Below are 26,076 nucleotides of genomic sequence, written 5' to 3' on the forward strand. Positions count from 1 at the left end.
CCGATCCCTAATAGCTGTATCCCGTCTCGGAGTCTCCTGTCTCCTGACTCCTGTCTCGGAGTCTCGACTAGGAAATTAATTTTGCACGACTACTTATCAAAAACGAAGCAGGGCAACGATTGTACGATGTCCAGTCTTACGTCAATGGTGCAGCTAGAGCTTCCCTTGTTTGCTACTGCCGAGTCAGTTCAATCAAGCAACGAGATGACCTTGAGGGACAAGTCAGCTTTATGCGCGGATTCTATCCAGAGGCAGAAATCATCAAAGACATCGGTAGTGGGCTTAACTTCCAAAGAAAAGGACTTAGAGCCATACGGGACTTGCGCTTTGATCATGTACCTTTTGGGCGAACGCAGTTCGCCCCTACATTGTGGACAAAATCCGTTACTGTCGGGGCGCCTGGAACCTGCGCCCTCCGCGCGGAGGGGGTTTGCTGATCACCCTAAGTAGGGGGAGAGCCTTCGAGAGTTCCCTTCCAATAAGGGACTTGCCCTTTGATAATATGCCATCTGGCTGGTCTGATTCTTCTACAGAGCGATTTTCAAAGCTGGGATATTATTCCCACGCCAGTCCCTACTGGACGGATTATTGTGGGGAAATAAACTCACAATTGTTATGTCCACACTGGACAGATTATGCCGATTTAGATTCGAGCTTATACAGTGCATGGTCGAACAAAACGGTGGCACAATCTTGGTTCTCGACCAAACTGTTCACAGTCCCGAATCAGAACTTACCTAAAATGTCGGATGAATGCCCCCGCTACATTTTTCGACAAGATACTCAGCTTTGCGGGGGATGAAATCCGACCAGAAGATCAACGTCTCGACTCTTCGGCGTAGCTTCGGAGGACACTTCGCTCGACGTTGACCCCAGAGCATCGGTTTAACTCTACCATCTGTGGGTAAACTGTGTTATACCTAACTTAGCCAAGGGTCGAGGATTGTTAGATGCTAGTCGTAGAAGCAAAGCTAAAAAACGGAACACCAGAGCAATATCAGAAACTTGATGAAGCTATCAGAACTTCTCAGTTTGTGCGTAACTCTTGTGTTTGTCATTGGCGGTCAAATCAAGGAACAACCCGTAATGACCTCCAAAAGCTTTGTGCGGTACTAGCTAATAATAAAGAGACACCATCGGTTAATAAATTAAACTCTCAAGCTCGTCAATCGGCTAAAGTCATTAAATCCAAGATTGATGGTAAGACGTCGGTAAAGTGACCTTGGGCTTCTTTTATTTTTTTATTGTTCCCTAGCTTTCGTTCCACTGAAATACAGTTGGCTCGCCCAATCCAAGCGAGTAGATCAGTCTATTTGTATTTAGGACACAAGAAAGACAATGAACCCGATTTTTTCCGATATATTTGACGGCAATCTCTTAGACAATAACACAACTAACGGTCTTGGCTCCGATGATCTTATCGTTCTTGATAACGGTAATGACACTTCTAACGGTGGTGCTGGTAATGATCTAATCTATGGTAATGGGGGCAATGACACCCTAGTGGGAGGCGCGGGGATAGATACCCTCAACGGTGGTGACGGTAATGATGTTATCACCTCCGATGGCGACGGCGGAACCTATCGGGGCGATGGGGGTAACGACACCCTCTCTTCGGGACTTGGCAACGAAACTATGGACGGTGGCACTGGCACCGATACCATCGACCACACTATCTTTGCTGGTAACTACGTGTTCAATATGGCCACTGGGTTAACCAACTTTGGCGGTGAAAGCTTCATCAACTTTGAAAACGCCAATATGGGTGCTGGTAACGACTCGGTGACGGGTAATGCCTCCGCCAACATAATCAACGGCGGCGCTGGCAACGACACCCTAGGGGGAGGCGCAGGGATAGATACCCTCAACGGTGGTGACGGTAATGATGTTATCACCTCCGATGGCGACGGCGGAACCTATCGGGGCGATGGGGGTAACGACACCCTCTCTTCGGGACTTGGCAACGAAACTATGGACGGTGGCACTGGCACCGATACCATCGACCACACTATCTTTGCTGGTAACTACGTGTTCAATATGACCACTGGTTTAACTAACTTTGTCGGTGAAAGCTTCATCAACTTTGAAAACGCCAATATGGGTGCCGGTAACGACTCGGTAACGGGTAATGCCTCCGCCAACCTGATTAACGGCGGCGTTGGTAACGACACCCTCGAAGGTGGTTTGGGTCAGGATACCCTTACCGGTGGCACTGGAAACGATTTCTTCCGGCTCACGGAAGTGTCGTTGATATCACTTCCATCCCCCAACCCAATTAATCCCCAGAGCCGTGATCTGATCACTGATTTCTCCGTACCCGCTGATACAATCATTCTGGCGAACAGTCTTGACAGCACCTTGGCCGGCCCCATTAATCCGGGGATCAAGGGTCTGAGCTTTGTTGGTGGTAATGTGGCCGGAAATATCCTTAACGCTGCCCAGTTCTTCAAGGGACCGGGGTTAGACGGGCGACCATTAGGAAACGCCTCCGGCATCTACGTCAATACTACCGACGGCAACATCTGGTATAACGATTTCACCAGTGCCGGCAGTTACCTAATTGCCAATGTTGGGGCTGCGGCCGCAGCTAGCATGACTAATGCTGACTTCGTTTACGGGCTGTAAGTCTCAGCTAGGCATCACAGCAGAACTATGCCATATCCCCCGCCTTTAGCGGGGGTTTTTTGTCGGCTCTTCATCATTCAGTTACTAAAAATCGCAACTTTAACCAAGCAAAACTCTGGTCTATTCAGCGATATTAATCCTTTCAAAAACAGCATTATTTTTCAGTATTTATTAACCAGGGAACCAATCTTCATCAAGAATTTTCTCAATTGTCCAAGGACAGTCAACTGGTAAAGTTAAGCCACTTTTGCGGCTCGCTTTTCGCCGAGCTTTTTGATAACAATAACCAAATCGTTCTAAGGCATGATTGTAGATTACCTGAGAGCGAAACAGCAAGCTCAATTCCAATCTGAAATTATCTATCTCGTCTGTCCAGTGGGGTAGGTAGTAAGGATGCTTCCAGTAGGCGTAAAGTAGCAGGTGACTGAGGAGTTGAATCAGAAAGCTTTCGGCTTTGTATTTGCGTTCATCAACCATTTCCTCTAACTCCTCGGCTAAAGTTTGCCAATCTAAAGTATTGCGATTAGGCGATCGCAGTTTTGCTGCTTGGTCTTGCAGCCAAGCTACATAGTCTTTTTCATATAGCGTTTCAGCCATTAATTTTACCTCTATACTAAATCTTTTTTATTATATAAAAATCTAGATCTCAGGGTATAGCTCAAGCAGCAAGAAAATGCTGGTTATTGAAATATTACAGCCCATCATTGAGTCAATTACTAAAAACTCTCAGTTTAACTAATCAAAACTCGTTAGTTCGGGTTAGGGAAATTTTGCCATCTCCCATTTGGGACTTTTTCTCACTGGCAGAAGTTATTAAAAGAGGGCGAAGACAATTCGCCCCGACAATAATATTATCGGCCATTTCTAGACCATAATAGCTAGAAATTACTGAAATTTAATGGGCGGAGTCGGACTCGAACCGACATGAGGGGCTGCCTCGCCACATTTTGAGTGTGGTGCGTCTACCAATTTCGCCATTCGCCCTTGGCATTAGCTTTATCATTATAACCCATTTTTGGCCCTTTTAACAAATTTTGATAATCGGGGGAACCGGCCCAACGATCGATTTCTCGCGCGCGCAGGACGGGGAGGGGATGGGTTAACTGTTGGGTTTGCAAACCCTTTAACATTTCGCCCATTTCCGAGGCGCTGACGGCATCGTAGGACTTGGCCTGATCGATAAAAGCCTCTAAATTTAATAAAGGTGCGAGACTGGGGGAACCTCCGGCTAACTTCATTAACACCGACATGACGATTTTTGGGTCTTGAACTGCCAATAATGCCGCTCGATCGCAACTAAACTCGGCGCAGCGCACCCATGCTAACATTCTCTCCTGTAGGGATCGTGCTAACATTGTCCCCCAATTGGGCAGTAATCCTGCCGCTAGGACCATAATATTGGCTAAAGTCAGATAAACGCCGTGTTCACATTTGAGATGACCTAATTCGTGGGCCATTACCGCTTGAATTTCTGCGGGAGTCAGCATTTCGATTAGGGAAGTGTGCATCACCATAAACGGTTTTTTGCCGCGCATGGCGAAGGTATAGGCGTTAGGAACGGGGTTTTGTTGAATGTATAATTGAGGTGGTTCTAAGTCGAGGATTCGGCAAGCTTCTAGGAGGAGATTATGCAGGTCGGGTAATTGTTTTTCTCCCACCAAAACACTAGCAGCAATATTATTTAAGTAAAAGAATTCTTCAGCGACGGAACCTAACAAACTTCTCACGGCTATATCTAACCCAGGCAATTGTTTGAGGGAATTAGTGGCCTCTAGGTCGATGGGATGCCGAAAATCATTGGCTTTTAAGCCGAGTAATAACTGTCTTGATAATTCCATATTCTTATTCATTTAACCAAGCTTTGATGCGTTCTAAACTTTTCCAGTTGGGTTTTCTAGCTAAACCATCGGCAATATTTTCATCCACTTCTTGGCGAACTTCTTTGTTTAAACTAACTAATTGTTGCACCAGTTCGATATGTTCTCTAACTCCGGCGGTTTTGGTTTCTAACATAGCCAAAACCAAATTGATCCGGTTTTGGGGGGAAACTTTGTCCAGTTTAACGGCTTTTTGGGCGGCTTTTAGGGCTAATTCCGGTTTATCGGTGAGCATATATAACCAAGCTAAACAGGACCAAACGGCGGCATTTTTCGGAGTGCGATCGCTTAATTGTTTAAATTCCGGCAATAAACTGGCGGCGCTTTCTCCCTGTTGGTAGCGTTCTAAACCTTGTTCGAGGGTAAAATTGGCGGTTTCTGTCATTTTCAGCTGCGGGGTTAGTCAAGGAGCAATTTTAACGGTTATCGGTGTATTACATAGAGTTAGTACAATTCACCTTTATCTAGTATTTTAGCAAAATTTGTCCCCTTGTCAGCAAAATTTTAAAAGACGATGCCGCGTTCTCGCCAGATCATCAATAAGCCACTCATCGAAACGAATAACATCACTGCTTGTTTAAATTGTTGGGGACTCATTTTTTCTAAAACTTTTTGTCCTAACCAATTACCTGGCCAGGCCGCTAATCCTAATAATAAACCGTAACCGAGAAAGGGCAGATGTAAAACTCCAAAGGCCGCGTAAGCGATTAATTTGGCCACATGAACCACTACCATGTGAACGGATTTCGTTGCCACCATTGGTTCTTTAACTAGGCCATAGTTGATATAAAAAAGGTTCATCATTGGGCCGGTACTACCGACTAATCCCGACAGGAAAGCGTAGATAAATCCCGAGGGCATAAAATACCAAGTTTTAATCTCAAAAAAAGGATTTTCTTCTTGGGGAAATAATTGTTTAAGCGAGGAGAAAACCAGAAAAATTCCCAAAACTAGCGGCAACCATTTGAATTGTAAATGGGCAAAGACAAAAGCGCCGAGGGTAGATCCCATAATTGCCCCAGGTAAATACCACACCGTCGAGGGCCAGTCAATGGCGCGCCAATACATTCCCATGCGTTGGACGTTACCGAGTAGCATCCCCGTGGTCAAAACCGGAGGAATGACGGCAGCATCGAGAAACCAACCTAAAACGGGGAGTAGAATCAGGGGGCTGCCCCCACCAGCAAGGCTACTAAAAAACCAAGCTAGACTACCTGCCAACATCAAGGTAACAATGATCATCGAGTTGTAAAGTTAATTCACAAAGAGTTACTTAATCTATTATGATATCTTCTTTTGGGTCTTCATCGGTATAATGCCATTCCACATTGGGCATAGCCTCGAAAGCTTGCCGGACGTAATCCTCCCAGAGTTTCCGCATTTTAGCTAGGTAGGGGTCTCCTAGGCGTAATTGTAACTTATGACGTAGGCTTAGGCTATTAGCTTCATACATACTCAAATAGATAGGCGGTCCGACGGAAATATTCGATTTCATGGTCGAATCGATGGAAAGTAAGGCACATTTGGCCATTTCCTCTAGGGGTGTATCATAGGTAATGGTGCGATCAAGAATCGGTTTACCGTATTTAGTTTCACCTATCTGTAAAAATGGCGTTTCTTTGGTGGCTTGAATATGATTTCCCTGGGAATAAATCAGGAATAATTGCGGTTCTTCTCCTTTAATTTGTCCCCCGAGAATAAAGTTACATTGAAAATCAATATTATCTTTTTCTAGCCAAGTTCTTTCCCTAGCTTGTACTTGACGACTTTTATCACCGATATAGTGGGCGATATCGTAGAGATGAGTCAGAGAATGAAGACTTTTATCCTCTTGATTGTGCAGATCTCTTTTTAGTTCGTGAATCACTCCTTGGCTAATCGATAAATTGCCCGATGTACAGACCATAATTACCCTTTCTCCCGACACCGAAAAATCAAATAATTTCCGATAGGCCGAGATATAATCGACTCCCGCATTCGTGCGAGAATCCGCCCCCATAACAATGCCAAAACGATTGATAATTCCTAAACAGTAAGTCATTTTCAGTTATCAGTAATCAGTAATCAGTAATCAGTGAACAGTAAACAGTGAACAGTAATCAGTGAACAGTAATCAGTGAACAGTAATCAGTGAACAGTAATCAGTAATTAGGGCTTGCTGAATAATGGTAAAACCCTTTTAAAATAAAGCTTTTGACCTGTTAAAGTCCGATGTTAGTGCAAGAAAATAGGATTGGGACTTTCAAAAACCTTGCATTATCCTTCTTGTAGTACATCGCTTGGTACAAAAAACAAGGGCAACAAAGCCTGAAACGACCGGCTACTGACTCCTGACGACCGACTCCTACCCCCAGGAAAAACTTTTTCAGCAGACCCTAATTAGTGAAGATTGATCGGTGATAATATCATTTAAAGCTTAAAACTTAAAACTTACCACTTTAATCTGATAACTAATCACTGATAACTGATAACTGATAACTGATAACTGAATTAAGCCATAACCATACCACCATCGACGTTAAAGACTTGACCGGTGATATAAATAGCGGCGGGATCGGCGGCTAAAAAACGCACCATCCCGGCGACTTCTTCCGGTTTTCCATAACGGGAGAGGGGGATATATTTGAGAATTTCATCTGCTTTGAGGTCATGAGTCATATCAGTTTCAATAAAGCCGGGGGCCACGGCATTAACAGTGATGCCTCGACTGGCAAATTCTTTGGCTAAAGTTTTCGTTAAACCGATGACACCGGCTTTAGCGGCGCTGTAATTAGATTGACCCGGATTACCCATCAAACCAGATACAGAAGTGATGTTAATTATGCGGCCGCTTTTCTGTTTTAACATCAATTTACCGACGGCGCGAGTGCAGAGAAAAACCCCGGTTAAATTGAGATCGATGACCGCTTGCCAGTCTTCTAATTTCATTCTTAACATCAGGGTATCCCGGGTAATACCAGCATTATTAACCAAGACATCAATAGGACCGAATTTTTCTTTGGTACTATCTACTAAATTATCCACTTCTTCGCTTTTAGCCACATCTGCTTGTAGAGCTATTGCCTTCCCCCCGGCCGCGGTAATTTCTTCGACAACGGCATCGGCAGCACTGCTAGATTTAGCATAGTTCACCACTACAGTAGCACCCTGGCTGGCTAATTCCAAGGCGATCGCTTTTCCGATCCCTCGCGAGGCCCCGGTTACTATGGCTACTTTGTCTTGTAAATGCTGGCATTCTGCGGGTAATAGTTTCATAATTTTCTGCATTCCCCAAATAATCGTCAAATTTCAAGAGAAAACTCTGTACTGATAACTTTGCTCAAAACACTTCATTATCTCACAAGCGGGTTAATCTGACCGCAGCAATGCTCAATTGCGATCGCTCTTTCCCCACTTTCCCGTATAGGATCAGGGAGAATTGGCTGCCACTAATTGATCGAGTTGTTGCTGCATCAAATAACAGACTTTCTCATAACATTCCCGTACATAACGGCGGTCCCGGGCCGCTTTTTTGCCGTAACGTTCAAAAATAATTGGGGGACAAACCCGCGTATGTATCGGTACGGGTAAGGGAATATTCGGCAAGGGACCGATAGCTAGTCCCCAGGGTAAACCGAAATAGATGGGACAGGTTCCGGGGTCAATACCGAAAGGCCAAGGCATACCCTTTTCATGTAATTCTTTTAATTGAGGATAAATATCGTCGAGGACAAACAGAGTCGAGTGAGCGCCGTGAGAAATGGCGGGAATAATCGGCACTTCGTACTGTAAAGCTAGTTTAACAAAAGCTTGATTACCGGCAAAATGAATTTTATTTCTTAAACTGTGGGGACGGAAAACATCTGTAGCGCCTCCTGGATAAATTAGGACACTAGCGCCACTATTCAAAGCAGCGATCGCCATTTTCGGATGAGCATGAATAGCTCCTATTTGGGCCGCTAGACCAGCTTGGGGTGGAAAAACTCGCCAGACTCGCGCATCCATCAAACCATAGATTAAGCGATCGCTGCCAAAGCGTTGGAACCAATCATACATCATCATAAACATATCGGGAGCCGCTAAACCGCCGTTATGGGAGCCGATGAATAATACCTGTCCTGAAGGGGGAATATTTTCCCAACCATCGGTTTTAACGCGAAAATAATGGTGATAAAACCAATCCAGAAGGGGGACAAATTTTTCGATCACTTGCGGATCGCGATCCTCTAATGACCAACCGGTGAGGGTATCAGCAGGGGCCTTGGCCGCTTGTAGGGATAATTCGGCAAAAGTTGCGGTAGATGAGATAAAAGAACTAAAAATCTGCATTGATGCCCAGTTGATAATTTAAGCGCATCTTATTATCGCAAATTTGGGTTGAAAACCCCGTCGTTTGACGACGGCTTTCCTTGATCTATAATACCAAATTTCTAAATCCATGACAGACATCCACGCTCGAATGCTTGCCAAGCCTGCATTCGTTGTGACGCGAATAAAGAAAAATGGTATCCTATTGGTGATTTTCTCTCACTTAAGGTGAGCAGCAGAAGTTGTTCAAAGAGGGCGAAGGCAATTCGCCCCTACAATAATATTATTTCGCCAATGGTAGGGGCGCACCGCGTGCGCCCAAAATGTCATCTGGATATTTCGACAAAATTGAGATGCACCAGGCATAACCATCTCTGTCATTACTTTTGAAAAATGGTATAATAAACCTCTGGCATAATTAATTTTTGATGGTTCAAAAATGAGAAAAATAGGCATAAAATTGCATAAAATCACTAAATAGAGCATTGAATTGATTAATGCTCATTCTTAATTCTCCTGACTCCGAGACTACTGGCTCCTTACTCCTCACCTAAAGGAAGATTTTTGATTTTTGCCAGAGGTCTATTACTGTTTACTGTTCACTGTTCACTGAAAATATTCCCCACTTCCCCATCTTCAAACCCGATCGAGTTTGCACTTATTAACGGAAAAGTGACAGAATAGGGGGATAGATCGCCACAAATCAAGGTTAGCATGAGTGAACAGCCCCTCGGATCGGTTATTCAAGGTTCCCTGAGTGAAGGTTTAGAAATCCGTCTTTATCCGGATATTTCCGTGGAAGATATGCGCGTCGGTAAATTTTTGGTGGTGCAAGGCACTCGCTCGCGTTTTTTCTGTCTCCTCACCGATGTCTCGTTGGGTAACTCCAGTCCCCGGATTATCGCGAATCCTCCCCATCCCGAGGATAGTTTTATGCGCGATGTTTTAGCGGGTAGCGGCACTTATGGTACTATTGAACTATCGCCTATGCTCATGTTTACTCCGACTGGAGGTAATTCCCCGGCAGTTTCTGACACTTCTTTAGGCTCTTTTCAACCCCAAACTAGCGCCGATTTAGAATTACTGCCAGTTAAAACTATTCCCGCGCATTTTAGCCAAGTTTATGAAGCTTGTGAGCAGGATTTTCGCATGGTTTTCGGTTGGGAAGATGACCCCACCAGAAAGAATTTTGCTATTGGTCAACCCCTTGACATGGACGTGCCAATATGTATTAATCTCGATCGCTTTGTCGAACGTAGTAACGGTGTTTTTGGCAAATCCGGGACGGGAAAATCCTTTTTAACTAGATTACTAATTTCGGGCATTATTCGCAAACAAGCAGGGGTTAACCTCATGTTTGATATGCACTCGGAATACGGTTGGGAAGCGATGAAAGAAGGGAAGGATGTTTCTACGGTGAAAGGATTATCTCAATTATTCCCCGGACAGGTGGAAATTTATACCCTCGATCCCGATTCTACCAAACGCCGGGGAGTACGAGGATCGCAGGAATTATTCTTAAGTTATAATCAAATTGAAATCGAGGATATTCGTTTAATCGGTCGGGAATTAGGCATCTCGGAAGCTAGTTTAGATAATGCCAATATTCTCTATAACGAGTATGGAGAATCTTGGATCGTTCAGTTATTAAATATGAGTAACGAGGACATTAAAATCTTCTGTACCGAAAAACAGGGCCATGCGGGATCAATTATGTCCCTCCAGAGAAAATTAATGCGTCTAGATAGTTTAAAATATTTAAAAACTGTTTGTCCCCACAATTATATCGATCAGGTTTTACAAGCTTTAGATGCAGGTAAGCACGTTGTCATTGAATTTGGCTCCCAGAGTAATATGCTTTCCTATATGTTAGCCACCAATATGATCACCCGTCGGATTCATGCTAATTATGTTAAAAAAGCTGAATATTTTTTACAAACCAAAAACCCCGTTGATCGGCCGCAACAGTTAGTGATTACCATTGAAGAAGCTCATCGATTTTTAGATTCTGCCGTAGTCCATCAAACTATCTTTGGAACCATCGCCAGGGAGATGCGAAAATACTTTGTTACTCTCTTAATTGTCGATCAAAGACCTTCAGGAATTGATAACGAAGTCATGTCTCAGGTAGGGACGAGAATCACCTGTTTATTAAACGATGAAAAGGACATCGAAGCCATATTTACTGGGGTTTCTGGCGGGGGAAGTTTGCGATCGGTTTTAGCGAAATTAGACTCAAAACAACAAGCTTTAGTTTTAGGTCATGCGGTTCCTATGCCGGTAGTAATTCGTACTCGCGCCTACGATCAAAAATTCTATGCTGAAATAGGTGCAACCGACTGGAAAGAATTACCCGATGAGGAAGTATTAGCGGCGGCCAAAATTGCTAAAGCCGATCTAGGATTTTAGAAAAATTTATCTTGAGGATTTCTCTACTGTAAAGAAGTAATAAAATCTTCAGTACCCGGAATAATACCAAAAATTTGCTCGGATAATTCAAGTAATTGCGGGGTTTTAAAAAGATGATAATATTCGGGATCGTCTCGAAATATTTGCCAACGACTAAGGACATCCATTTTCTGCCCATCCTGTTGATAGGATAAGCCATCAAAAGAACTACCACCAGCAAAATTAGCAACTCGATCTTTTTTCGAGTCATCAAAAGGAATTTGTAATCTTTCTGTAATTGCTTGTCGATAATTGACATCTACTAACCATTGATTATAGTTAATTCCTAAAAGACAATGATCGGTACTTGCTTGGTAGCTTAGATAAGTTTTAGCGTATTCTACCCAGAGAGAAGCAATATTTTTTAAGTTTTCCTTACCCCATTTTTTGTAAATACTAGCTAGAAGATTAAAGGGATCTCGCAGGATAACTATAGAAAAAACCTCTTTACTTTTACCTACCCATTCTTGATGATGCCGATTCATTAATTCACTGAATTGTGCAATATCTTTGTCTTCAAAGCTAACAATTACCGCCTCTTTGGGGTGTTGTTTAAGCTTTTGTCCGTTAAATCTTTGATCATTTTTTGAATAGGTAACAATCTCTTGATTGAAGAAAGGATTTTTTTCAAAAAAGAAGTATTTTCGCTTAAAATCCCAGTAATTAATCCCTCTACAGTCAATTCTTCCTGTACCTTTATAGATGCGAATTTCTTTTCCCGCTAAATAGCAGTGATTGGCAAAAACTACTTGACCAGGTATCTGATAAAAAATCCAGTTGATAATGGCATGATTTCCACTTCTTTTAATGCCAAATACTCGAATTTCTTTATTGTTGATTATGGTTGACATTTGATTGATGACACTAGCAAGAGAAAGTAATTTATCTAAAAACTGTTGGTTCGAAGTTTTTGAGTGTAATAATATACAAAAAATAGGTATATCGATACACCAATCTCAACTGAGAGTGTTACAAAGATCAAATATTTTGTCAATAAGTATTTATACTCAAACAATCATCCCTTGACTCTGAGGACAAGTCACAGTCAAGGTAATTTTCTCAAAACCTTTTGTTAGAATCAGAAAGCTCGACAGTCTTAACCCTGGATGAAAACTGGTTTCCCTAACTATGCAACAAGGTGATTTAATCGAGATCGAGATTACCGACCTCAACCATACGGGCGAAGGTGTGGGAAAATACCGAGGACAAGTGATTTTTGTGCCGGATACGGTCATTGGCGATCGCATTCAAACTCGCATCACCTATATCAAAAAAAGTCATGCGATCGGCAAACTACAAACTATTCTACAGGCTTCTCCCCATCGTATCCGTCCCCGCTGCATTGTCGCCGATAAATGTGGTGGCTGTCAATGGCAACACATCGAGGATCAATTTCAGCACCTGGTGAAAAAAGAGCAAGTACAAGAGGTATTAACCAGAATTGGCGGTTTTACCGATCCTTTGGTTTATCCTCCCCTCACCGGTAATTCTCCCCTCGCTTATCGCAATAAAGCTACCTATCCCCTCGGATTTTCCCCCACTGGCAATGTGCAAGCGGGTTATTATCGTCGCGGCAGCCATCATCTGATTAATCTCAATCAATGTCCGATTCAAGATCAGGCTTTAAATCCGTTTCTAGCAGAGATAAAACAGGATATTCAGGAGCAAGGCTGGTCAATTTACGATGAAAAGACCCATCAAGGACAATTACGCCATTTATCCCTAAGAATTGGCCGGCACACGGGAGAAATTTTATTAACCCTGATTAGTACCGATAATAATTTACAGGGAATTGAGGCACAGGCGCAGCAATGGCTGGCAAAATACGCCAATTTAGTCGGTGTAACCGTGAATTATAACCCCGATCGAGGTAATGCTATTTTTGGCAGTCAGACCACAACTATCGCCGGACGGGACTATATTACCGAAAAGTTCGCCGGATTAACCTATCAATTGGCTGCCGATACCTTTTTTCAGGTTAATACAGAGGCTGCTGAAGCCTTATTTGCGCTTATTTGCCAGAAATTAGACCTTAAAGGTGAAGAAATTCTTATTGATGCCTACTGTGGCATCGGTACTTTTACTTTACCCCTCGCTAAACGGGTTAAAGAGGTGATTGGACTAGAATCCTATAGCTTTTCCCTCGATCGAGCCAAGATTAACGCCCAATTAAATAATATTACCAACACAACCTTTATTTTGGGGGCAGTAGAAAAAACTTTACCGCAACTGACAGTTAAACCCGACATTATTCTACTCGATCCGCCCCGCAAAGGTTGCGATCGATCTGTCCTCGATAGTCTGTTACAGCTGCAAAGTCAACTCATTGTTTATATCAGTTGTCAAAGTGCAACTTTAGCCAGAGACTTGCAATATCTCTGTCAAACAGGCGATTATCAACTGCTAGAAGTGCAAACCGCCGATTTCTTTCCCCAAACTCCCCACGTCGAATGCGCTGCTTTTCTTAGACAAAAAACAGCGAATATGGTAGGATGAAACAAGGGGAAAAACTAGGCCCTTTAGCCGTTTATGGCTGAAAAGTCAACGGTTAAGGATAATAGCATATTAAGCCCCGTTCCAGTCAACTACTTTTTTGATTAACTACTCGCTCAAAGCTGCCTTGATTCTCGGTTGGTGTGTAGATCAATCATCGAAAATTTGGGTCTGAAACCCCGTCGTTCTACGACGGCTTTACCGTTAAATATGAGCATCGTTTACGAAATATATGCTAAAATGTGAGACATGGAAAAAGCCTATTCTTACCGATTTTACCCCACACCAGAACAAGAGTCGCTATTGCGGCGCACTTTGGGCTGTGTAAGATTAGTTTACAATAAAGCTCTCCATCTCAGAACACAAGCATGGTACGAAAAGCAAGAAAGAGTAGGCTACGCTCAAACTTCTTCAATGCTAACCGAGTGGAAAAAGCAAGAAGAATTAGAGTTTTTAAACGAAGTTAGCTGTGTACCTTTACAACAAGGGTTAAGACACCTACAAACAGCTTTTACCAATTTCTTTGCTGGTCGTACTAAGTATCCTAACTTTAAGAAAAAACATCAGGGAGGAAGTGCCGAATTTACTAAATCTGCTTTTAAATTTAAAGACAAACAAATCTATTTAGCCAAATGCACAGAACCTTTACCTATTCGATGGTCAAGACAAATACCAGAAGCTTGTGAACCAAGCACAGTAACAGTCAGATTACATCCTTCTGGGCGTTGGCATATCTCAATAAGATTTGATGACCCAACAATTAAGCCATTACCAGTAACAGATAAAGCCATCGGAATTGACTTAGGAATTAGTAGCCTAGTAATTACCAGCGATGGTGACAAAGTATCTAATCCTAAGCATTTTAAAAAGCATTATCAGAGACTGCGAAGAGCATCGAAAAGCCTTTCTAGAAAACAGAAAGGGTCAAAGAATCGAGAAAAGGCAAGAATCAAAGTAGCCAAAATTCACGCCAAAATCACCGATAGTAGAAAAGACCATTTACACAAGCTAACCACTCAATTAGTTCGTGAAAACCAAACGATTGTGGTTGAGAATTTAGCCGTCAAGAATCTGGTCAAAAACCCGAAATTATCTCAGGCAATATCTGACGTTAGTTGGGGAGAAATTACCCGACAATTAGCCTATAAATGCCGTTGGTATGGGAGAAATTACATCGAAGTAGATAGATGGTTTCCTAGTTCTAAGCGGTGTAGTAATTGCGGGTATATTGCTGAGAAGATGCCGTTAAATGTTCGAGAGTGGGACTGTCCAGACTGCGGGACGCACCATGACCGAGATATTAACGCCAGTAAAAACATTTTGGCCGCAGGACTTGCGGTGTCAGTCTGTAGAGCGACCATAAGACCAGAACAGAGTAAAACTGTTAAGGCAGGTGCGAAACCCCGCAAGGGAAAGAAGCAGAAACCTAAATCGTGAGGTTTGGGAATCGCCGTCCGTTTTACGGCGGCGAGGATGTCAAAAAAATATCTAATCCATCTCAGAGACAGAAAAGGGACAAAATATGAATTATTAGGTATGGCAATCATCTAGATCGACGGTTAAGAGACCTTAATCTTTCTGTAAGAGAACAGTCATTGAATAAAAGCTAGAGGTAAAGCGCGTGATTGCTATTTCACTGCCCACAAGCAAACGAAGCTGGAACACCATGAGTTTCGCTTCCACCTTGTATCTTTGTCCGATTTTAGATTTATTGACCGCTAGTATTCCCGAAGAATTAGAACCAGAAATTAGATTAGGATTGCAAGAAGCTTTAGTTAATGCCGCTAAACACGGCAATCATCTCGATCCGGGCAAAACCGTGGTTGTTCAATTTTCTAGCAGTAAAGACGAGTATTCTTGGGTAATTACCGACGAAGGTGGTGGATTTACCCCCCGTTGTCCCCATCATGGCTGTAGTTGCGATTGTCCCGATTTACCCCCCGAGGAAGCGGAAAATGGCCGAGGACTATGTATATTATATCAAATCTTCGACCAGGTTCACTGGAATCAAACAGGAACTCAACTGAAACTTTGTAAACAAATTAAACAGGAACGCTGGTTTAATTAATGACCATGACCGTGAGAAGGACAGGGAGGAGCAGAAATTGAGCGATCGAGCCAGCCTGTAGCCTGTTGTAGCCGAGGAAGTGCTTCTTCTGGCTGATTATCTAATAAAAACACCAAAGCCGTCCCCAATTGTTCAGCAGCCCGAGCATTACGGTTGGCCTTCAGACGATGCCAGTCAATCGGTGCGATCGCTAAACGTTCCGCCAAAATCCGCGCCAATTCCAAGGTAGATAGATGATCAAGAGTCTGAGATGGGGAGGAGACAGGGGATGGAATCATAATCAAAAGGTTTCGTAAAACCGTAAAATCGTCTATAACTATAGTTTAGACGCAGGAAATCGGATCGAGTCCATGTCCTTAGAAGAAAACCCCTACCCTAACGATGAATCGGCAGAATTTACCCAAGCGATGGAAGAAGTCGAAGCGGCGATCGCAACACTAAAAGACCGTTATCGACAGATCAACGAAGCAGAACAGCAAAAAAAAGACCTAGAGGCACAATTTAGCCAAATAGAACCCCAATGGCGGGAAAATCCCCTACCTGAACTAGAAAAGGAATTGGCACAAATTCGCGAACAGATTCAAGAATTAGAGGTAATTTTAGAAAGCAATTTACTCAAAGAAGGGGAATTAAAGCGCCTATTCTGGGAAGGAATCCGTCGCGGACTGCTGGGGGAAGTTTTTTGGCAAATTGTCCGCTTTGGTGGCATCGGAGTCTTATTGGGTTGGATTCTGCGATCCTGCAGCGGGTGATTAACTGCACCGGAAGTGGGGTGTGGGGTGTGGGGTGTGGGGTGTGGGGTGTGGGGAGATGGGGAAGTGGGGAGACCACTTCGTGCGCGTTGCGGGGGGGAGTGAGGAGAATAAATAAAAATAATCTCCTGATACTAAATCCGGTTATTAAAAACTGATTATTTATTCTCCGTTTTGCATGAGTGCATGAGTAGAAAACGGGTTTCTCGGAGAAACCCGTTTTCTGTGTATAGGAATAGAGCCTGAAACTCTACTCCTCAATCAAAATTTTCAGTTAATTTTTAACCCTATACCAGCGCAGAAGTCAAAGCTTCTTTGAGGATAGCGGCTTTATCGGTCTTTTCCCAGGGTAAATCGAGATCATTGCGACCAAAATGACCATAAGCGGCCACATCTTGGTAAAAACGATCGCCTCTTTCCGAGGGTAAACCACGCAGGTTAAAGGTTTGGATAATACCGGCCGGACGGAGTTCAAAGTATTTATTGATTAAGTCCAGAATCACATCATCGGCGACTTTGCTGGTGCCAAAGGTTTCCACGAAGACACTCACTGGACGAGCTACCCCAATCGCATAACCCACTTGAATCTCGCACTTATCGGCCAAACCAGCAGCGACGATATTTTTGGCCACATAACGGCAAGCATAGGCCGCGGAGCGATCAACTTTGGTAGGATCCTTACCAGAGAAAGCGCCGCCACCGTGACGAGAATAGCCACCGTAGGTATCGACGATAATTTTCCGTCCTGTTAATCCCGCGTCGCCTTGGGGTCCACCAATGACGAATTTGCCGGTGGGGTTAACCAGATAACGGGTATTGGCATCGGGTTTAATCTCTAAATCGCTGAAGACCGGCTGTACTACCGCTTCCCAGAGATCACTTTTAATCTTTTGTTGGACGAGATCATTATCGGTGATATCGCCGATAGTAGCATCGTGTTGGGTAGAAACAAGGATAGTATCGATACCCACGGGACGACCATCTTCATAAATGACCGATACTTGCGTTTTACCGTCGGGACGCAGATAGGATAGTTCACCCGTTTTTCTGACTGCCGCTAGACGGCGAGCGATGCGGTGGGCTAAACTAATCGGTAAGGGCATAAATTCGGGGGTTTCATTGCAAGCGAAACCGAAGACAATACCCTGGTCTCCCGCACCAATTTTATCGAGTTCATCATTGCTGAGAAGTTCGCGATTTTCCTGAGCGGCCGTGACACCCTGGGAAATATCGGGAGATTGTTCATCTAAAGCGACTAAAACGGTGCAACTATTCGAGGAAAAGCCGTTATCTGCGTTGATATAGCCGATTTCAGCGATTTTCTTGCGAACTAAATCGACGAAATGAACCTGTGCTTTCGAGGTGATTTCACCAGTAATCAAGACTAACCCTGTATTGACAACCACTTCAGCCGCTACACGACTGTGGTCATCTTGGGATAACAGAGCATCGAGAATAGTATCAGAAATCTGGTCACAAATTTTATCGGGATGTCCCTCTGTCACCGATTCGGAGGTGAACAAATAACGTTTAGACAAGTGATGTCCCTCACATGGTAGTACATTTGAACGCAAAAAGATTCCAAGAAATCTTTGATCATACAGTGTAACAGGGAATTTGTAGAGATCGAGTATTTTCAATAAGAAACCGCCCGAACATTGTCCGGACGGAGTGTGGTGTGAGGAGTGAACGGAAACTTTCGTCTCCGCTAATTCCATTGTAGATGACAACTTAGAATCTTGAGCGATTTGAAGCAAACTAGCCAAAAAAATTTTTATTTCTTGAAGGGGTTGACTAATGCCCGATCCCCGTCTCGATGATGTAGCCTGAATAATAGAGGTCGCAGAGCTATATGCAAAGATTATGACAGTCACAGCCGATTATTTAGAACAACTCAATCCTTCCCAGCGCCTTGCTGTGGAGCATTTTTGCGGCCCCTTGTTGGTGGTTGCTGGAGCAGGATCGGGAAAAACCAGCGCTTTAACCTATCGTATCGCCCATTTGATCCGTCATCACAAGGTCGATCCAGAAAATATTCTCGCAGTCACTTTTACCAATAAGGCGGCCCGGGAAATGAAAACTAGAATTGAAAAAACTTTTGCTCAACAAAAAGCACAGGAAAAATACGGTCAAAGATTAGAACTTTTGGAAGAATACGAACAGAAAAAACTCTTTTCTCAAGTTTATCGGAATTATACTAAAAAACTCTGGATCGGGACTTTTCACAGTCTTTGCGGTCGGATTTTGCGCTATGACATTAATAAATATCAGGATGAATATGGTCATAGTTGGCAAAGGAATTTCTCAATTATGGACGAATCTGATGCCCAGAGTTTAGTCAAAAATATCGTCACTAAACAGATGAATTTAGACGATAAAAAATTTGATGCTCGCCATCTACGTTATGCGATTAGTAATGCCAAAAACTTAGGTTTAACTCCCAGGGATTACGCTAGAGAAAACCCTCATTTTCGGGGAAAGGTCATTTCTGAGGTTTATCAGGCTTATCAGATGCAATTGGCAGAAAATAATGCCCTAGATTTTGATGATTTGATACTGGTTCCAGTCCGTCTTTTTCAGCAAAATGAATCGATTCTCGGTTATTGGCACAAGCAATTTAAGCATATTTTAGTCGATGAATACCAAGATACTAACCGGATTCAGTACGAGTTAATTCGGCTTTTATCGACCAATGGTGAAACGAAAAAAAGTGAGTGGAATTGGACGGATCGATCAATTTTTGTGGTAGGTGATGCCGACCAATCTATCTATAGTTTTCGGATGGCGGATTTTACTATTCTGCTCAATTTTCAAGCGGACTTTGGCGATGGTTTACCCGATGATGATACTCGCACGATGGTGAAATTACAGGAAAACTATCGTTCACGGGAAAATATTCTGCAAGCGGCTAATAAATTAATTGAAAATAATAGTCAAAGAATCGATAAAGTCCTTGTTCCCACCAGAGAAGGAGGCGAGAGTATCTATGTTTTTAAAGCCAGAGATGAACAGGAAGAAGCAGCTTTTGTTATCGATAAAATTCGAGAATTTACCCAAGAAAACCCCGAATTAAATTGGGGTAGTTTTGCTATACTCTACCGAATTAATGCCCAATCTCGTCCCTTTGAAGATGGGTTAATTCGCAATAATATTCCCTATAATATTGTCGGGGGATTTAAATTCTATGATCGACAGGAGATTAAAGATGCGATCGCTTATTTACGAGTGATTGCCAATCCTGCTGATACCGTTAGTTTACTGAGAATTATTAACACTCCCCGGCGCGGTATTGGTAAAACCACAATCGATAATTTGCTCAAAGCTGCCCAAGAATTAGGAGTGCCTTTATGGGAAATTATCAGCGATGAAACTTCCGTTAATACTCTCGCTGGTCGTGCGACTAAAAGCGTCAATAAGTTGGCTAAAATTATCCAAAACCTGCAAGAAAAAATTACCGATTTATCCGCTAGTGAAATCTTAGACCAAATCATGGAAGATTCGGGATATATCGATGAATTAAAACAGCAGGGAACCGAGGAAGCTGATACCCGGATCGAGAATATTCAAGAATTGTATAGCGCCGTCGTACAATTTCAAGAGGAAAACGAAGAAACCAATCTCCAGGAATTTCTCGCTAGTGCGAGTTTAGCCTCGGATTTAGATAATCTTCAGGAAGGTCAAGAAAAAGTCTCCTTAATGACCCTTCATTCGGCCAAAGGTTTAGAGTTTCCTATCGTCTTTTTAGTTGGTTTAGAACAGGGCATTTTTCCCCATAATCGTAGTTTAAACGATCCCATTGCCCTTGAGGAAGAACGCCGTTTGTGTTATGTGGGAGTGACTCGGGCCAAGGAACAATTATTTTTAACCTACGCAAAAGAAAGATATGTCTGGGGGAATAAAGAGATGAAGGTAGCTTCCCAATTTTTACAGGAATTGCCCCCAGAATTGCTCACAAGCAACCTGAAACCGAAAAAGACCCCAAAAGTGGTTCCCATGGAAAAAGCTGTCTCTAATCAAAGAAAATGGGGCGTAGGCGATCGAGTGTTACACTCTACTTTTGGAGAAGGAGAAGTGACCCATATCCTCGGTGAGGATAAAAAAATGAATCTAGCGGTCAAATTTTCGGGTTTAGGTCAGAAAATCATCGATCCTCGCACCGCACATATCCAACTTATCCACGAATAGGTAATCATCTGTAGGGTGGGTTAGGCGAAAATAAGTTATACTCTGACTAAAAATTGAGTATTCGCCGTAACCCACCGGCTTTTTTCTCCCTATCTCCCCACTGATAACTGATTACTGTTCACTGATAACTGACACCCCCTGATTCCTCAACTCCGATCGCTACCTGCTGTTAGAATGGAGAATTGCGGTCAGACTGACGATAAAATTGAGAAGCTAAATCCTTGATTCTTAATAGTTGTTGAGCAACTTTCCGCCTAGTATCGAAATTATCCGATAATATGGGCAACAGCGAGTTAGTCTATTCAGTCTGTTAAAATTGACCCCCGTTGGTCGTATTCGCGCACTGTCTAACCTTTATGATGAGGATCAGTTAATATGGAATCAATGCAACCGACCGAGACCCAAAATCCGATTAGAACGGATTTACCCGGGTCTCTGAGCAAACCCAGCAGCAGCAGCACCGAACAGATTTGGTCTGAGTATGTAGAACCAGTTTGGGATTCGGTGATGTCCTATCTGGCTAACGTCCCCGATTATATCGGTAGTTTCTTCTCTGGATACAAAAAACCTTTAATCGTTCTAGGGGCAATTTTAGCGAGTTTTGTCACCGTGAAAGTTACCCTAGCGGTCTTAGATGCGATCGATGATATTCCCCTCCTTGCTCCTATCCTACAATTAGTTGGGATCGTTTATACTGGTTGGTTTGTCTGGCGCTATCTGCTCAAAGATGAAAATCGTCGCGAGTTGTTAGCGGAAATTGATGCACTAAAAGCGCAAGTTTTTGGCAGTCACAATAACCCTTTATAGAATCAAGCATAGAAAACCAAGGAGTTGAGTGTTTCCGCTCAACTCTTTTGTTTTTGCACAACAGCAACAATCGAGGCCGTCTGGTTCTTAGGGACTTGCGCTTTGATAATGTACCTTTTGGGCGAACGCAGTTCGCCCCTACATTGTGGACAAAATCCGTTACTGTCGGGGCGCCTGGAACCTGCGCCCTCCGCGCGGAGGGGGTTTGCTGATCACCCTAAGTAGGGGGAGAGCCTTCGAGATGTTAGGGACTTGCGCTTTGATAATCTGCCATCTGGCTGGTCTGGTTCTTCTACAGAGCGATTTTCAAAGCTGGGATATTATTCCTACGCAAGTCCCTTATCACTGTAGATTAGGGCTTTTCTCTCTATTCTAACTCTCCTCCTCTGACAGAAGAGGAATATCTAAGAGCTAATTTCACGACCGAGGTACTCAAGCTTCTCTAGAACAGATTGAAGCAGAGATCGCCGCTGCTCTACCACAATATCTAAGTTAGCCAACATATACTTTACGTCTTTGTAGGCATTGTCCAGCAAGGTAAGTAATAATTCGCGATCGCTGGCAATCTCTTTTTCTGATGGGTCACAAGTTGGTTGAAGTAATAAGTCCGCTGGTGGGGAAGGAAGGGAGGGCGATCGCTCGGACTCTAGCTGTTGAATCGTTTGTTGTAAATTTTCAATCACCCCATACATTTCCATCGGGTCAAAAACCCTTAACAGACTGGTTTGTGTGACAATACCCAACCCCCGACCCCAGTTCCAAGAAACCACCAAACGCCCCACCCGCCGTTTTTGCATTTCCTGATGGGCCGTCCACAGGGAATCCTCGGGGCTGAGAAGAAATAACGGCGTACTCATCACCGTCTTGGCCCTAGTTTTGTGCAGATCGATTTGAACTGCTTGAAACTGGACAAGATCTCGCTCTGTCACAATACCAACGGGGTAGTCATTGTCTTCTGAATTTCTCTGGGTGATCACCACACAACTGACACGATGTTCGGCCATTAACTGGGCCAATTGCAAGACTGTGGCGGTGAGTGGGGCCTGTACCACTTGAGTGGTCATCACATCCGATACGCGACGAAACCGCAATAGATTAGCCGGACGCAAAATCTGGCGAATACTTTCATGGGAGATCACCCCGATTAAGTGTCCTTGGTCATCCACAATCGGCAAATGGCGAATTCGGTAGCGACGAAACAAAAACAGGGCAGCAAAAATGTCTTGAGCAGATTGCTGGGGCAACGTGATCAGGGGATGTACCATCACATCGGCAACGGTTGTCTCGGTCAGGTTAATTCCTTGAGCGGTGAGTCGCACCACATCGCGTTCTGTCAAAATTCCTAATAGCTCTTGCCCTTGTACCACCAGCAGACAGCTAACACGCGCTTCTCCGGCCGGAGCAGCTAGAGGGGATAGGTCATCGGTGAGTACACACAGACGGTTATGGGCCTGACCGATTATGGCGATCGCATCTGCCAGAGAAGTCGTTGGCGGCACCGTCAAGGGCTGGCGCTCGATCGCCTTCTCTAGATCGGGGGCCCAACTCAGAGGTGTATCGAGGGACATCAGCACCATCCTGCAATCGCAAAAGCCAATAGGCAGACTAGCCACCGGGCAAAGAACCCCGGCTCTCAGAGTTGCCAAAATCCTTTCTAAAACTATCTCAAAGTGTAGCGTCATTTAACTTTTTCTAGAAAGATGTAACGTTTTATTACAATTTTTATTAAACTCGTAAAGATTTTAGACCCACTTCGGTGTATCATAGAGGGATGTAACAGGTTAAAGCCTGAAACTATTTATTTAGGGGTCATTGAGCCTCTAATGGTTTTAGGGACGGCATCACCAGACGCTGGGGTGAGTAATTCCTGGTTCTGCTCGGTCTGAGGGGTTACTCCAGAAATTCTGGACACCTTTCCATATAGTCGATCAAGCACTCGCTTTACGGAAATACGCTGCCATGGTTGACCACGTTTGGTGGTGTAGCCCTGTTCATTAAGCCAATCGGCGATCTTCTGCAAGGATTTCCCCGATTTGTGATGGCGGCGAATCAGTTCAATGACCCGGCACTCTTCCGGATCATCCACTAATTCCCCATCGATCGATCGTTGTCCAAAGGCAGGGGAGCCGTAGCCCGCATAACCACCGTTGCTTGCTTTTGCTTGTCTGCCTTGTTCTAGCCGCTCCCAGGCAGATAAATCGTTGGAAGGGGTCGCTGTCATAGGGGATGTCAATGCAATAACTTGCAAAACCATATTATCGCAACTTAACGTCGCAAATTTGTTTTGAGCAGCCGATGACGACTTACAAAGTAAAACCCCTGCATGAGGAGGGACTAGATGTCACCATCGATGTCTGGGACGACCAAACTATAGACGATACCCCCGGGAGGCGGACATTGACTGATGCCATTTTTTTCTATTCATAGTCCTGAACCCCAACCCCTGTCTAGGGGAAAGTTAAAGGGTCAAAGGCTAAAAATTTTTAGAGGAGGAGCGGTTCAAGGCTGAATTTATCTTGTAAAACGCAGCGAGCAGAGAATTTGTACTAAGTTACACAGCATCAATTTGGAGATATAAACATGGGTACGGCTACATTTATTCAAGATGAAACTGAATTTGATTCGCTGTTAAAGAGTGAATCACTGTTGGTGGTAGATTGCACAGCAACCTGGTGTGGACCTTGCAAACTGGTGGCACCGTTGATCGATCGATTGGCCGATGACTATCGCGATCGCGCCAAAGTCTTCAAACTCGACCTGGACAGTAACAAACCCGTGGCCAAACGCTTTGGGATTAGAAGTATTCCGGCTGTCATGGTATTTAAACAGGGGGAATTGATAGAAACATTAGTTGGGGTTAAACCCTATGAAGAATTTACGGCTGCCGTAGAACGACAATTATAGTCTTCCACCGTGAACAAACACTCTGGGCAAACGTCCGACGTTGACCCTTTCCTTCTCACACCAATATTCAATTTTGAGGTATGGCGATGAACAAGCTTATGGAAATTCGATGTCCCAACTGTGGCAGCGTAGCTCAACGGCTCTTGAGCGATCGCCTGCCCGCAGGATATAAGTGTCCGGCCCGACAGGTTGCTCAGACGGAATGCCCAGTGTGTGATTATTTCATCGCCATGTGTTGGCAAAACGGTGCTGTGCTGGAGGCCTATGCTCCAGGCATTCAGGGGAACACAGCTGCGGCCATGCCGTCCCACCCTAAACCAGCGATCGCCCATTGGTCTCTGTCATCTCTGTTGACAGTGGCACTCAGCCCACAAGAGTCTAGGAAATTGCTATCGGGACAACCCTAGTCAACTTTTGCATTTATACCGGTCCTTTTATTTGACAAAACCATCCAAATCATCCTATGCTGCAAGCCCAAGAAATTATGACCCGAAACGTTGTCACCATTCGTGGTTCGGCAACGGTTGCCGATGCCGTGAAATTGATGAAAGAAAAACAACTGCGGGGGTTGATTGTCGAACCGCGCCATGAACAGGACCCTTATGGAATTGTTACCGAAACCGACATCGTTTACAAAGTGGCGGCCTTTGGCCACGATCCTAAAACTATGCGGGTTTACGAAATTATGGTCAAGCCCTGTGTGGTCGTTAATCCCGAACTGGGGGTGGAATATGTGGCTCGGTTATTTGCTCAAACCCGTATTCGCCGCGCCCCGGTGATTCAGGGTAAAACTTTGCTGGGCATTATTTCTGTGAGTGATATTCTCTTCAAGAGCGATTTTGTCGAAAAGCCAAAGCGGTTGTTCATTGAAGATGAAATTGAAGCAGCCCGGGAAGACGCACGGGCAATTTGTGCGGCCAAGGGTGACACCTCTTCAGATTGCGCTGCAGCTTGGGATGTGGTGGAGGAACTCCAGGCGGAAGCCTCCCATCAACGGGCCAAAAAACAGGGGAATAACTCACTCCAAGCTTACTGCGAAGCCAATCCTGATGCCTTAGAGTGCCGCATTTATGACGATTAAATCCTCGCAGGTTTTGGGAGAATCGATCGATCGCCTTTAGGGTGACTTCTGCCCTTAATGCGCTTAGGTTAATACCATTTTTCTTTATTCGTAGCAGGCATAACCGGGTGCATCTCCTGCTGGTGATTTTCTCTCACCTATAGGTGAGCAGCAGAAGTTGTTCAAAGAGGGCGAAGGCAATTCGCCCCTACAATCATATCATTGCGCCAATGGTAGGGGCGCACCGCGTGCGCCCAAAATGTCATCTAGATATTTCGACAAAATTGAGATGTACCAGGCATAACCATCTCTGTCATTACTTTTGAAAAATGGTATAACTTCAAAGCCGCCTGTCAGTTACTGAAAAATCAAGGGCAATGTTTTCTTCATTGCTGTGTATGCTGCCTAGTCATGGTTTCGATCTCCGCCGTGAATAGCTTTTGCTTGTCAAGGTAAGGATTTGGTTTGATCGCCCTGACATTTGGCAGCTTCCAAGCGTATCGGTGGGGTTGCCAATCCCCCACTATACGCTCCAATTTTAGAATCGAAAAGATTAAAAGAAAATGACTT

General features: G+C 44.0%; 25 protein-coding genes, 1 tRNA gene and 1 pseudogene. 14 read left to right on the forward strand and 13 right to left on the reverse strand.

Annotation, left to right across the window (positions count from 1 at the left end):
- Positions 1-119: 119 nt before the first annotated feature.
- From GQR42_RS29830 to GQR42_RS04770, 3 genes and pseudogenes are all read left to right on the forward strand, one after another.
- Entirely contained in the window at positions 120-437 is a 318-nt protein-coding gene (locus GQR42_RS29830; RefSeq protein WP_158199103.1) for a recombinase family protein, read from the forward strand.
- A gap of 513 nt (positions 438-950) precedes the next feature.
- Positions 951-1,175, forward strand: a pseudogene (locus tag GQR42_RS04765) (hypothetical protein); the annotation flags it as partial.
- A gap of 163 nt (positions 1,176-1,338) precedes the next feature.
- Complete coding sequence (locus GQR42_RS04770; RefSeq protein WP_158199105.1) at positions 1,339-2,625, forward strand: calcium-binding protein; 1,287 nt, start codon at positions 1,339-1,341, stop codon at positions 2,623-2,625.
- A gap of 171 nt (positions 2,626-2,796) precedes the next feature.
- Here the strand turns inward: GQR42_RS04770 and GQR42_RS04775 are convergent, their stop codons facing one another.
- The 8 genes from GQR42_RS04775 to GQR42_RS04810 all read right to left on the reverse strand — a co-directional run bounded on the left by GQR42_RS04775 (position 2,797) and on the right by GQR42_RS04810 (position 8,810).
- Complete coding sequence (locus tag GQR42_RS04775; protein ID WP_158199106.1) at positions 2,797-3,222, reverse strand: DUF29 domain-containing protein; 426 nt, start codon at positions 3,220-3,222, stop codon at positions 2,797-2,799.
- Positions 3,223-3,524: 302 nt separating this feature from the next.
- A tRNA-Leu gene (locus GQR42_RS04780) sits at positions 3,525-3,609 on the reverse strand.
- On the reverse strand, positions 3,588-4,475 hold the full coding sequence (locus GQR42_RS04785) for a M48 family metallopeptidase (protein ID WP_199273269.1): 888 nt from the start codon (positions 4,473-4,475) through the stop codon (positions 3,588-3,590). The genes GQR42_RS04780 and GQR42_RS04785 overlap by 22 nt, the downstream gene beginning before the upstream one ends.
- A complete protein-coding gene (locus GQR42_RS04790) occupies positions 4,468-4,887 on the reverse strand; it encodes a tetratricopeptide repeat protein (RefSeq protein WP_158199107.1) in 420 nt (139 codons plus the stop codon). Before GQR42_RS04790 ends, GQR42_RS04785 begins: the two co-directional genes overlap by 8 nt.
- 119 nt (positions 4,888-5,006) lie before the next feature.
- Positions 5,007-5,744, reverse strand: a complete 738-nt coding sequence (locus GQR42_RS04795; RefSeq protein WP_158199108.1) for a sulfite exporter TauE/SafE family protein — start codon at positions 5,742-5,744, stop codon at positions 5,007-5,009.
- A gap of 31 nt (positions 5,745-5,775) precedes the next feature.
- Positions 5,776-6,543 (reverse strand): peptidase, encoded by a 768-nt coding sequence (locus GQR42_RS04800; protein WP_158199109.1) that lies wholly within the window; start codon positions 6,541-6,543, stop codon positions 5,776-5,778.
- Between the two features lie 449 nt (positions 6,544-6,992).
- Positions 6,993-7,769, reverse strand: a complete 777-nt coding sequence (fabG, locus tag GQR42_RS04805; RefSeq protein ID WP_199273331.1) for a 3-oxoacyl-[acyl-carrier-protein] reductase — start codon at positions 7,767-7,769, stop codon at positions 6,993-6,995.
- A 141-nt stretch (positions 7,770-7,910) separates the two neighbouring features.
- Positions 7,911-8,810 (reverse strand): lysophospholipid acyltransferase family protein, encoded by a 900-nt coding sequence (locus tag GQR42_RS04810; protein WP_158199110.1) that lies wholly within the window; start codon positions 8,808-8,810, stop codon positions 7,911-7,913.
- A 693-nt stretch (positions 8,811-9,503) separates the two neighbouring features.
- Between GQR42_RS04810 and GQR42_RS04815 the strand changes: the two genes are divergently transcribed.
- On the forward strand, positions 9,504-11,198 hold the full coding sequence (locus GQR42_RS04815) for a helicase HerA domain-containing protein (RefSeq protein ID WP_158199111.1): 1,695 nt from the start codon (positions 9,504-9,506) through the stop codon (positions 11,196-11,198).
- Between the two features lie 23 nt (positions 11,199-11,221).
- Here GQR42_RS04815 and GQR42_RS04820 read toward each other — a convergent pair whose 3' ends face one another.
- The gene (locus GQR42_RS04820) at positions 11,222-12,088 is read right to left on the reverse strand and encodes a hypothetical protein (RefSeq protein ID WP_158199112.1); all 867 of its coding nucleotides are present in this window, start codon (positions 12,086-12,088) and stop codon (positions 11,222-11,224) included.
- 277 nt (positions 12,089-12,365) lie between these two features.
- On the opposite strand from GQR42_RS04820, the gene rlmD reads away from it, so the two are divergent.
- The 3 genes from rlmD (at position 12,366) to GQR42_RS04835 (ending at position 15,798) form a co-directional block, all read left to right on the forward strand.
- A complete protein-coding gene (rlmD, locus tag GQR42_RS04825) occupies positions 12,366-13,733 on the forward strand; it encodes a 23S rRNA (uracil(1939)-C(5))-methyltransferase RlmD (protein ID WP_158199113.1) in 1,368 nt (455 codons plus the stop codon).
- Positions 13,734-13,979: 246 nt separating this feature from the next.
- On the forward strand, positions 13,980-15,167 hold the full coding sequence (locus GQR42_RS04830; RefSeq protein WP_158199114.1) for an RNA-guided endonuclease InsQ/TnpB family protein: 1,188 nt from the start codon (positions 13,980-13,982) through the stop codon (positions 15,165-15,167).
- A 229-nt stretch (positions 15,168-15,396) separates the two neighbouring features.
- Positions 15,397-15,798, forward strand: coding sequence for an ATP-binding protein (locus GQR42_RS04835; RefSeq protein WP_158202389.1), 402 nt, complete (start codon positions 15,397-15,399; stop codon positions 15,796-15,798).
- On the opposite strand, the gene GQR42_RS04840 is transcribed toward GQR42_RS04835, so the two are convergent.
- Entirely contained in the window at positions 15,795-16,076 is a 282-nt protein-coding gene (locus GQR42_RS04840; protein ID WP_151694406.1) for a DUF6439 family protein, read from the reverse strand. The two genes, GQR42_RS04835 and GQR42_RS04840, sit on opposite strands and share 4 nt — an antisense overlap.
- A 72-nt stretch (positions 16,077-16,148) precedes the next feature.
- On the opposite strand from GQR42_RS04840, the gene GQR42_RS04845 reads away from it, so the two are divergent.
- Entirely contained in the window at positions 16,149-16,550 is a 402-nt protein-coding gene (locus GQR42_RS04845) for a DUF2203 domain-containing protein (protein ID WP_158199115.1), read from the forward strand.
- A gap of 287 nt (positions 16,551-16,837) precedes the next feature.
- Here the strand turns inward: GQR42_RS04845 and metK are convergent, their stop codons facing one another.
- Complete coding sequence (gene metK, locus GQR42_RS04850; protein ID WP_158199116.1) at positions 16,838-18,088, reverse strand: methionine adenosyltransferase; 1,251 nt, start codon at positions 18,086-18,088, stop codon at positions 16,838-16,840.
- Between the two features lie 325 nt (positions 18,089-18,413).
- On the opposite strand from metK, the gene pcrA reads away from it, so the two are divergent.
- Positions 18,414-20,735: a DNA helicase PcrA gene (pcrA, locus tag GQR42_RS04855; RefSeq protein ID WP_158199117.1), complete on the forward strand. Its 2,322-nt coding sequence runs from the start codon at positions 18,414-18,416 to the stop codon at positions 20,733-20,735.
- 375 nt (positions 20,736-21,110) lie between these two features.
- Positions 21,111-21,542 carry a CAAD domain-containing protein gene (locus tag GQR42_RS04860; RefSeq protein ID WP_004162611.1) on the forward strand — a complete coding sequence of 144 codons (432 nt, stop codon included), beginning with the start codon at positions 21,111-21,113 and terminating at the stop codon, positions 21,540-21,542.
- Between the two features lie 404 nt (positions 21,543-21,946).
- On the opposite strand, the gene GQR42_RS04870 is transcribed toward GQR42_RS04860, so the two are convergent.
- Both GQR42_RS04870 and GQR42_RS04875 read right to left on the reverse strand, forming a co-directional pair.
- Positions 21,947-23,119 (reverse strand): CBS domain-containing protein, encoded by a 1,173-nt coding sequence (locus tag GQR42_RS04870; RefSeq protein WP_158202390.1) that lies wholly within the window; start codon positions 23,117-23,119, stop codon positions 21,947-21,949.
- Positions 23,120-23,340: 221 nt separating this feature from the next.
- On the reverse strand, positions 23,341-23,796 hold the full coding sequence (locus GQR42_RS04875; protein WP_158199119.1) for a recombinase family protein: 456 nt from the start codon (positions 23,794-23,796) through the stop codon (positions 23,341-23,343).
- Positions 23,797-23,837: 41 nt separating this feature from the next.
- On the opposite strand from GQR42_RS04875, the gene GQR42_RS29405 reads away from it, so the two are divergent.
- From GQR42_RS29405 to GQR42_RS04890, 4 genes are all read left to right on the forward strand, one after another.
- Complete coding sequence (locus GQR42_RS29405; protein WP_257792616.1) at positions 23,838-23,969, forward strand: hypothetical protein; 132 nt, start codon at positions 23,838-23,840, stop codon at positions 23,967-23,969.
- Positions 23,970-24,122: 153 nt separating this feature from the next.
- Entirely contained in the window at positions 24,123-24,446 is a 324-nt protein-coding gene (gene trxA / locus GQR42_RS04880) for a thioredoxin (RefSeq protein WP_002790944.1), read from the forward strand.
- An 80-nt stretch (positions 24,447-24,526) separates the two neighbouring features.
- Entirely contained in the window at positions 24,527-24,853 is a 327-nt protein-coding gene (locus GQR42_RS04885; protein WP_158199120.1) for a hypothetical protein, read from the forward strand.
- A gap of 56 nt (positions 24,854-24,909) precedes the next feature.
- Positions 24,910-25,527, forward strand: a complete 618-nt coding sequence (locus GQR42_RS04890) for a CP12 domain-containing protein (RefSeq protein ID WP_158199121.1) — start codon at positions 24,910-24,912, stop codon at positions 25,525-25,527.
- Positions 25,528-26,076 lie beyond the last annotated feature (549 nt).

Source organism: Microcystis aeruginosa FD4, from assembly GCF_009792235.1.
Lineage (GTDB): Bacteria > Cyanobacteriota > Cyanobacteriia > Cyanobacteriales > Microcystaceae > Microcystis > Microcystis viridis.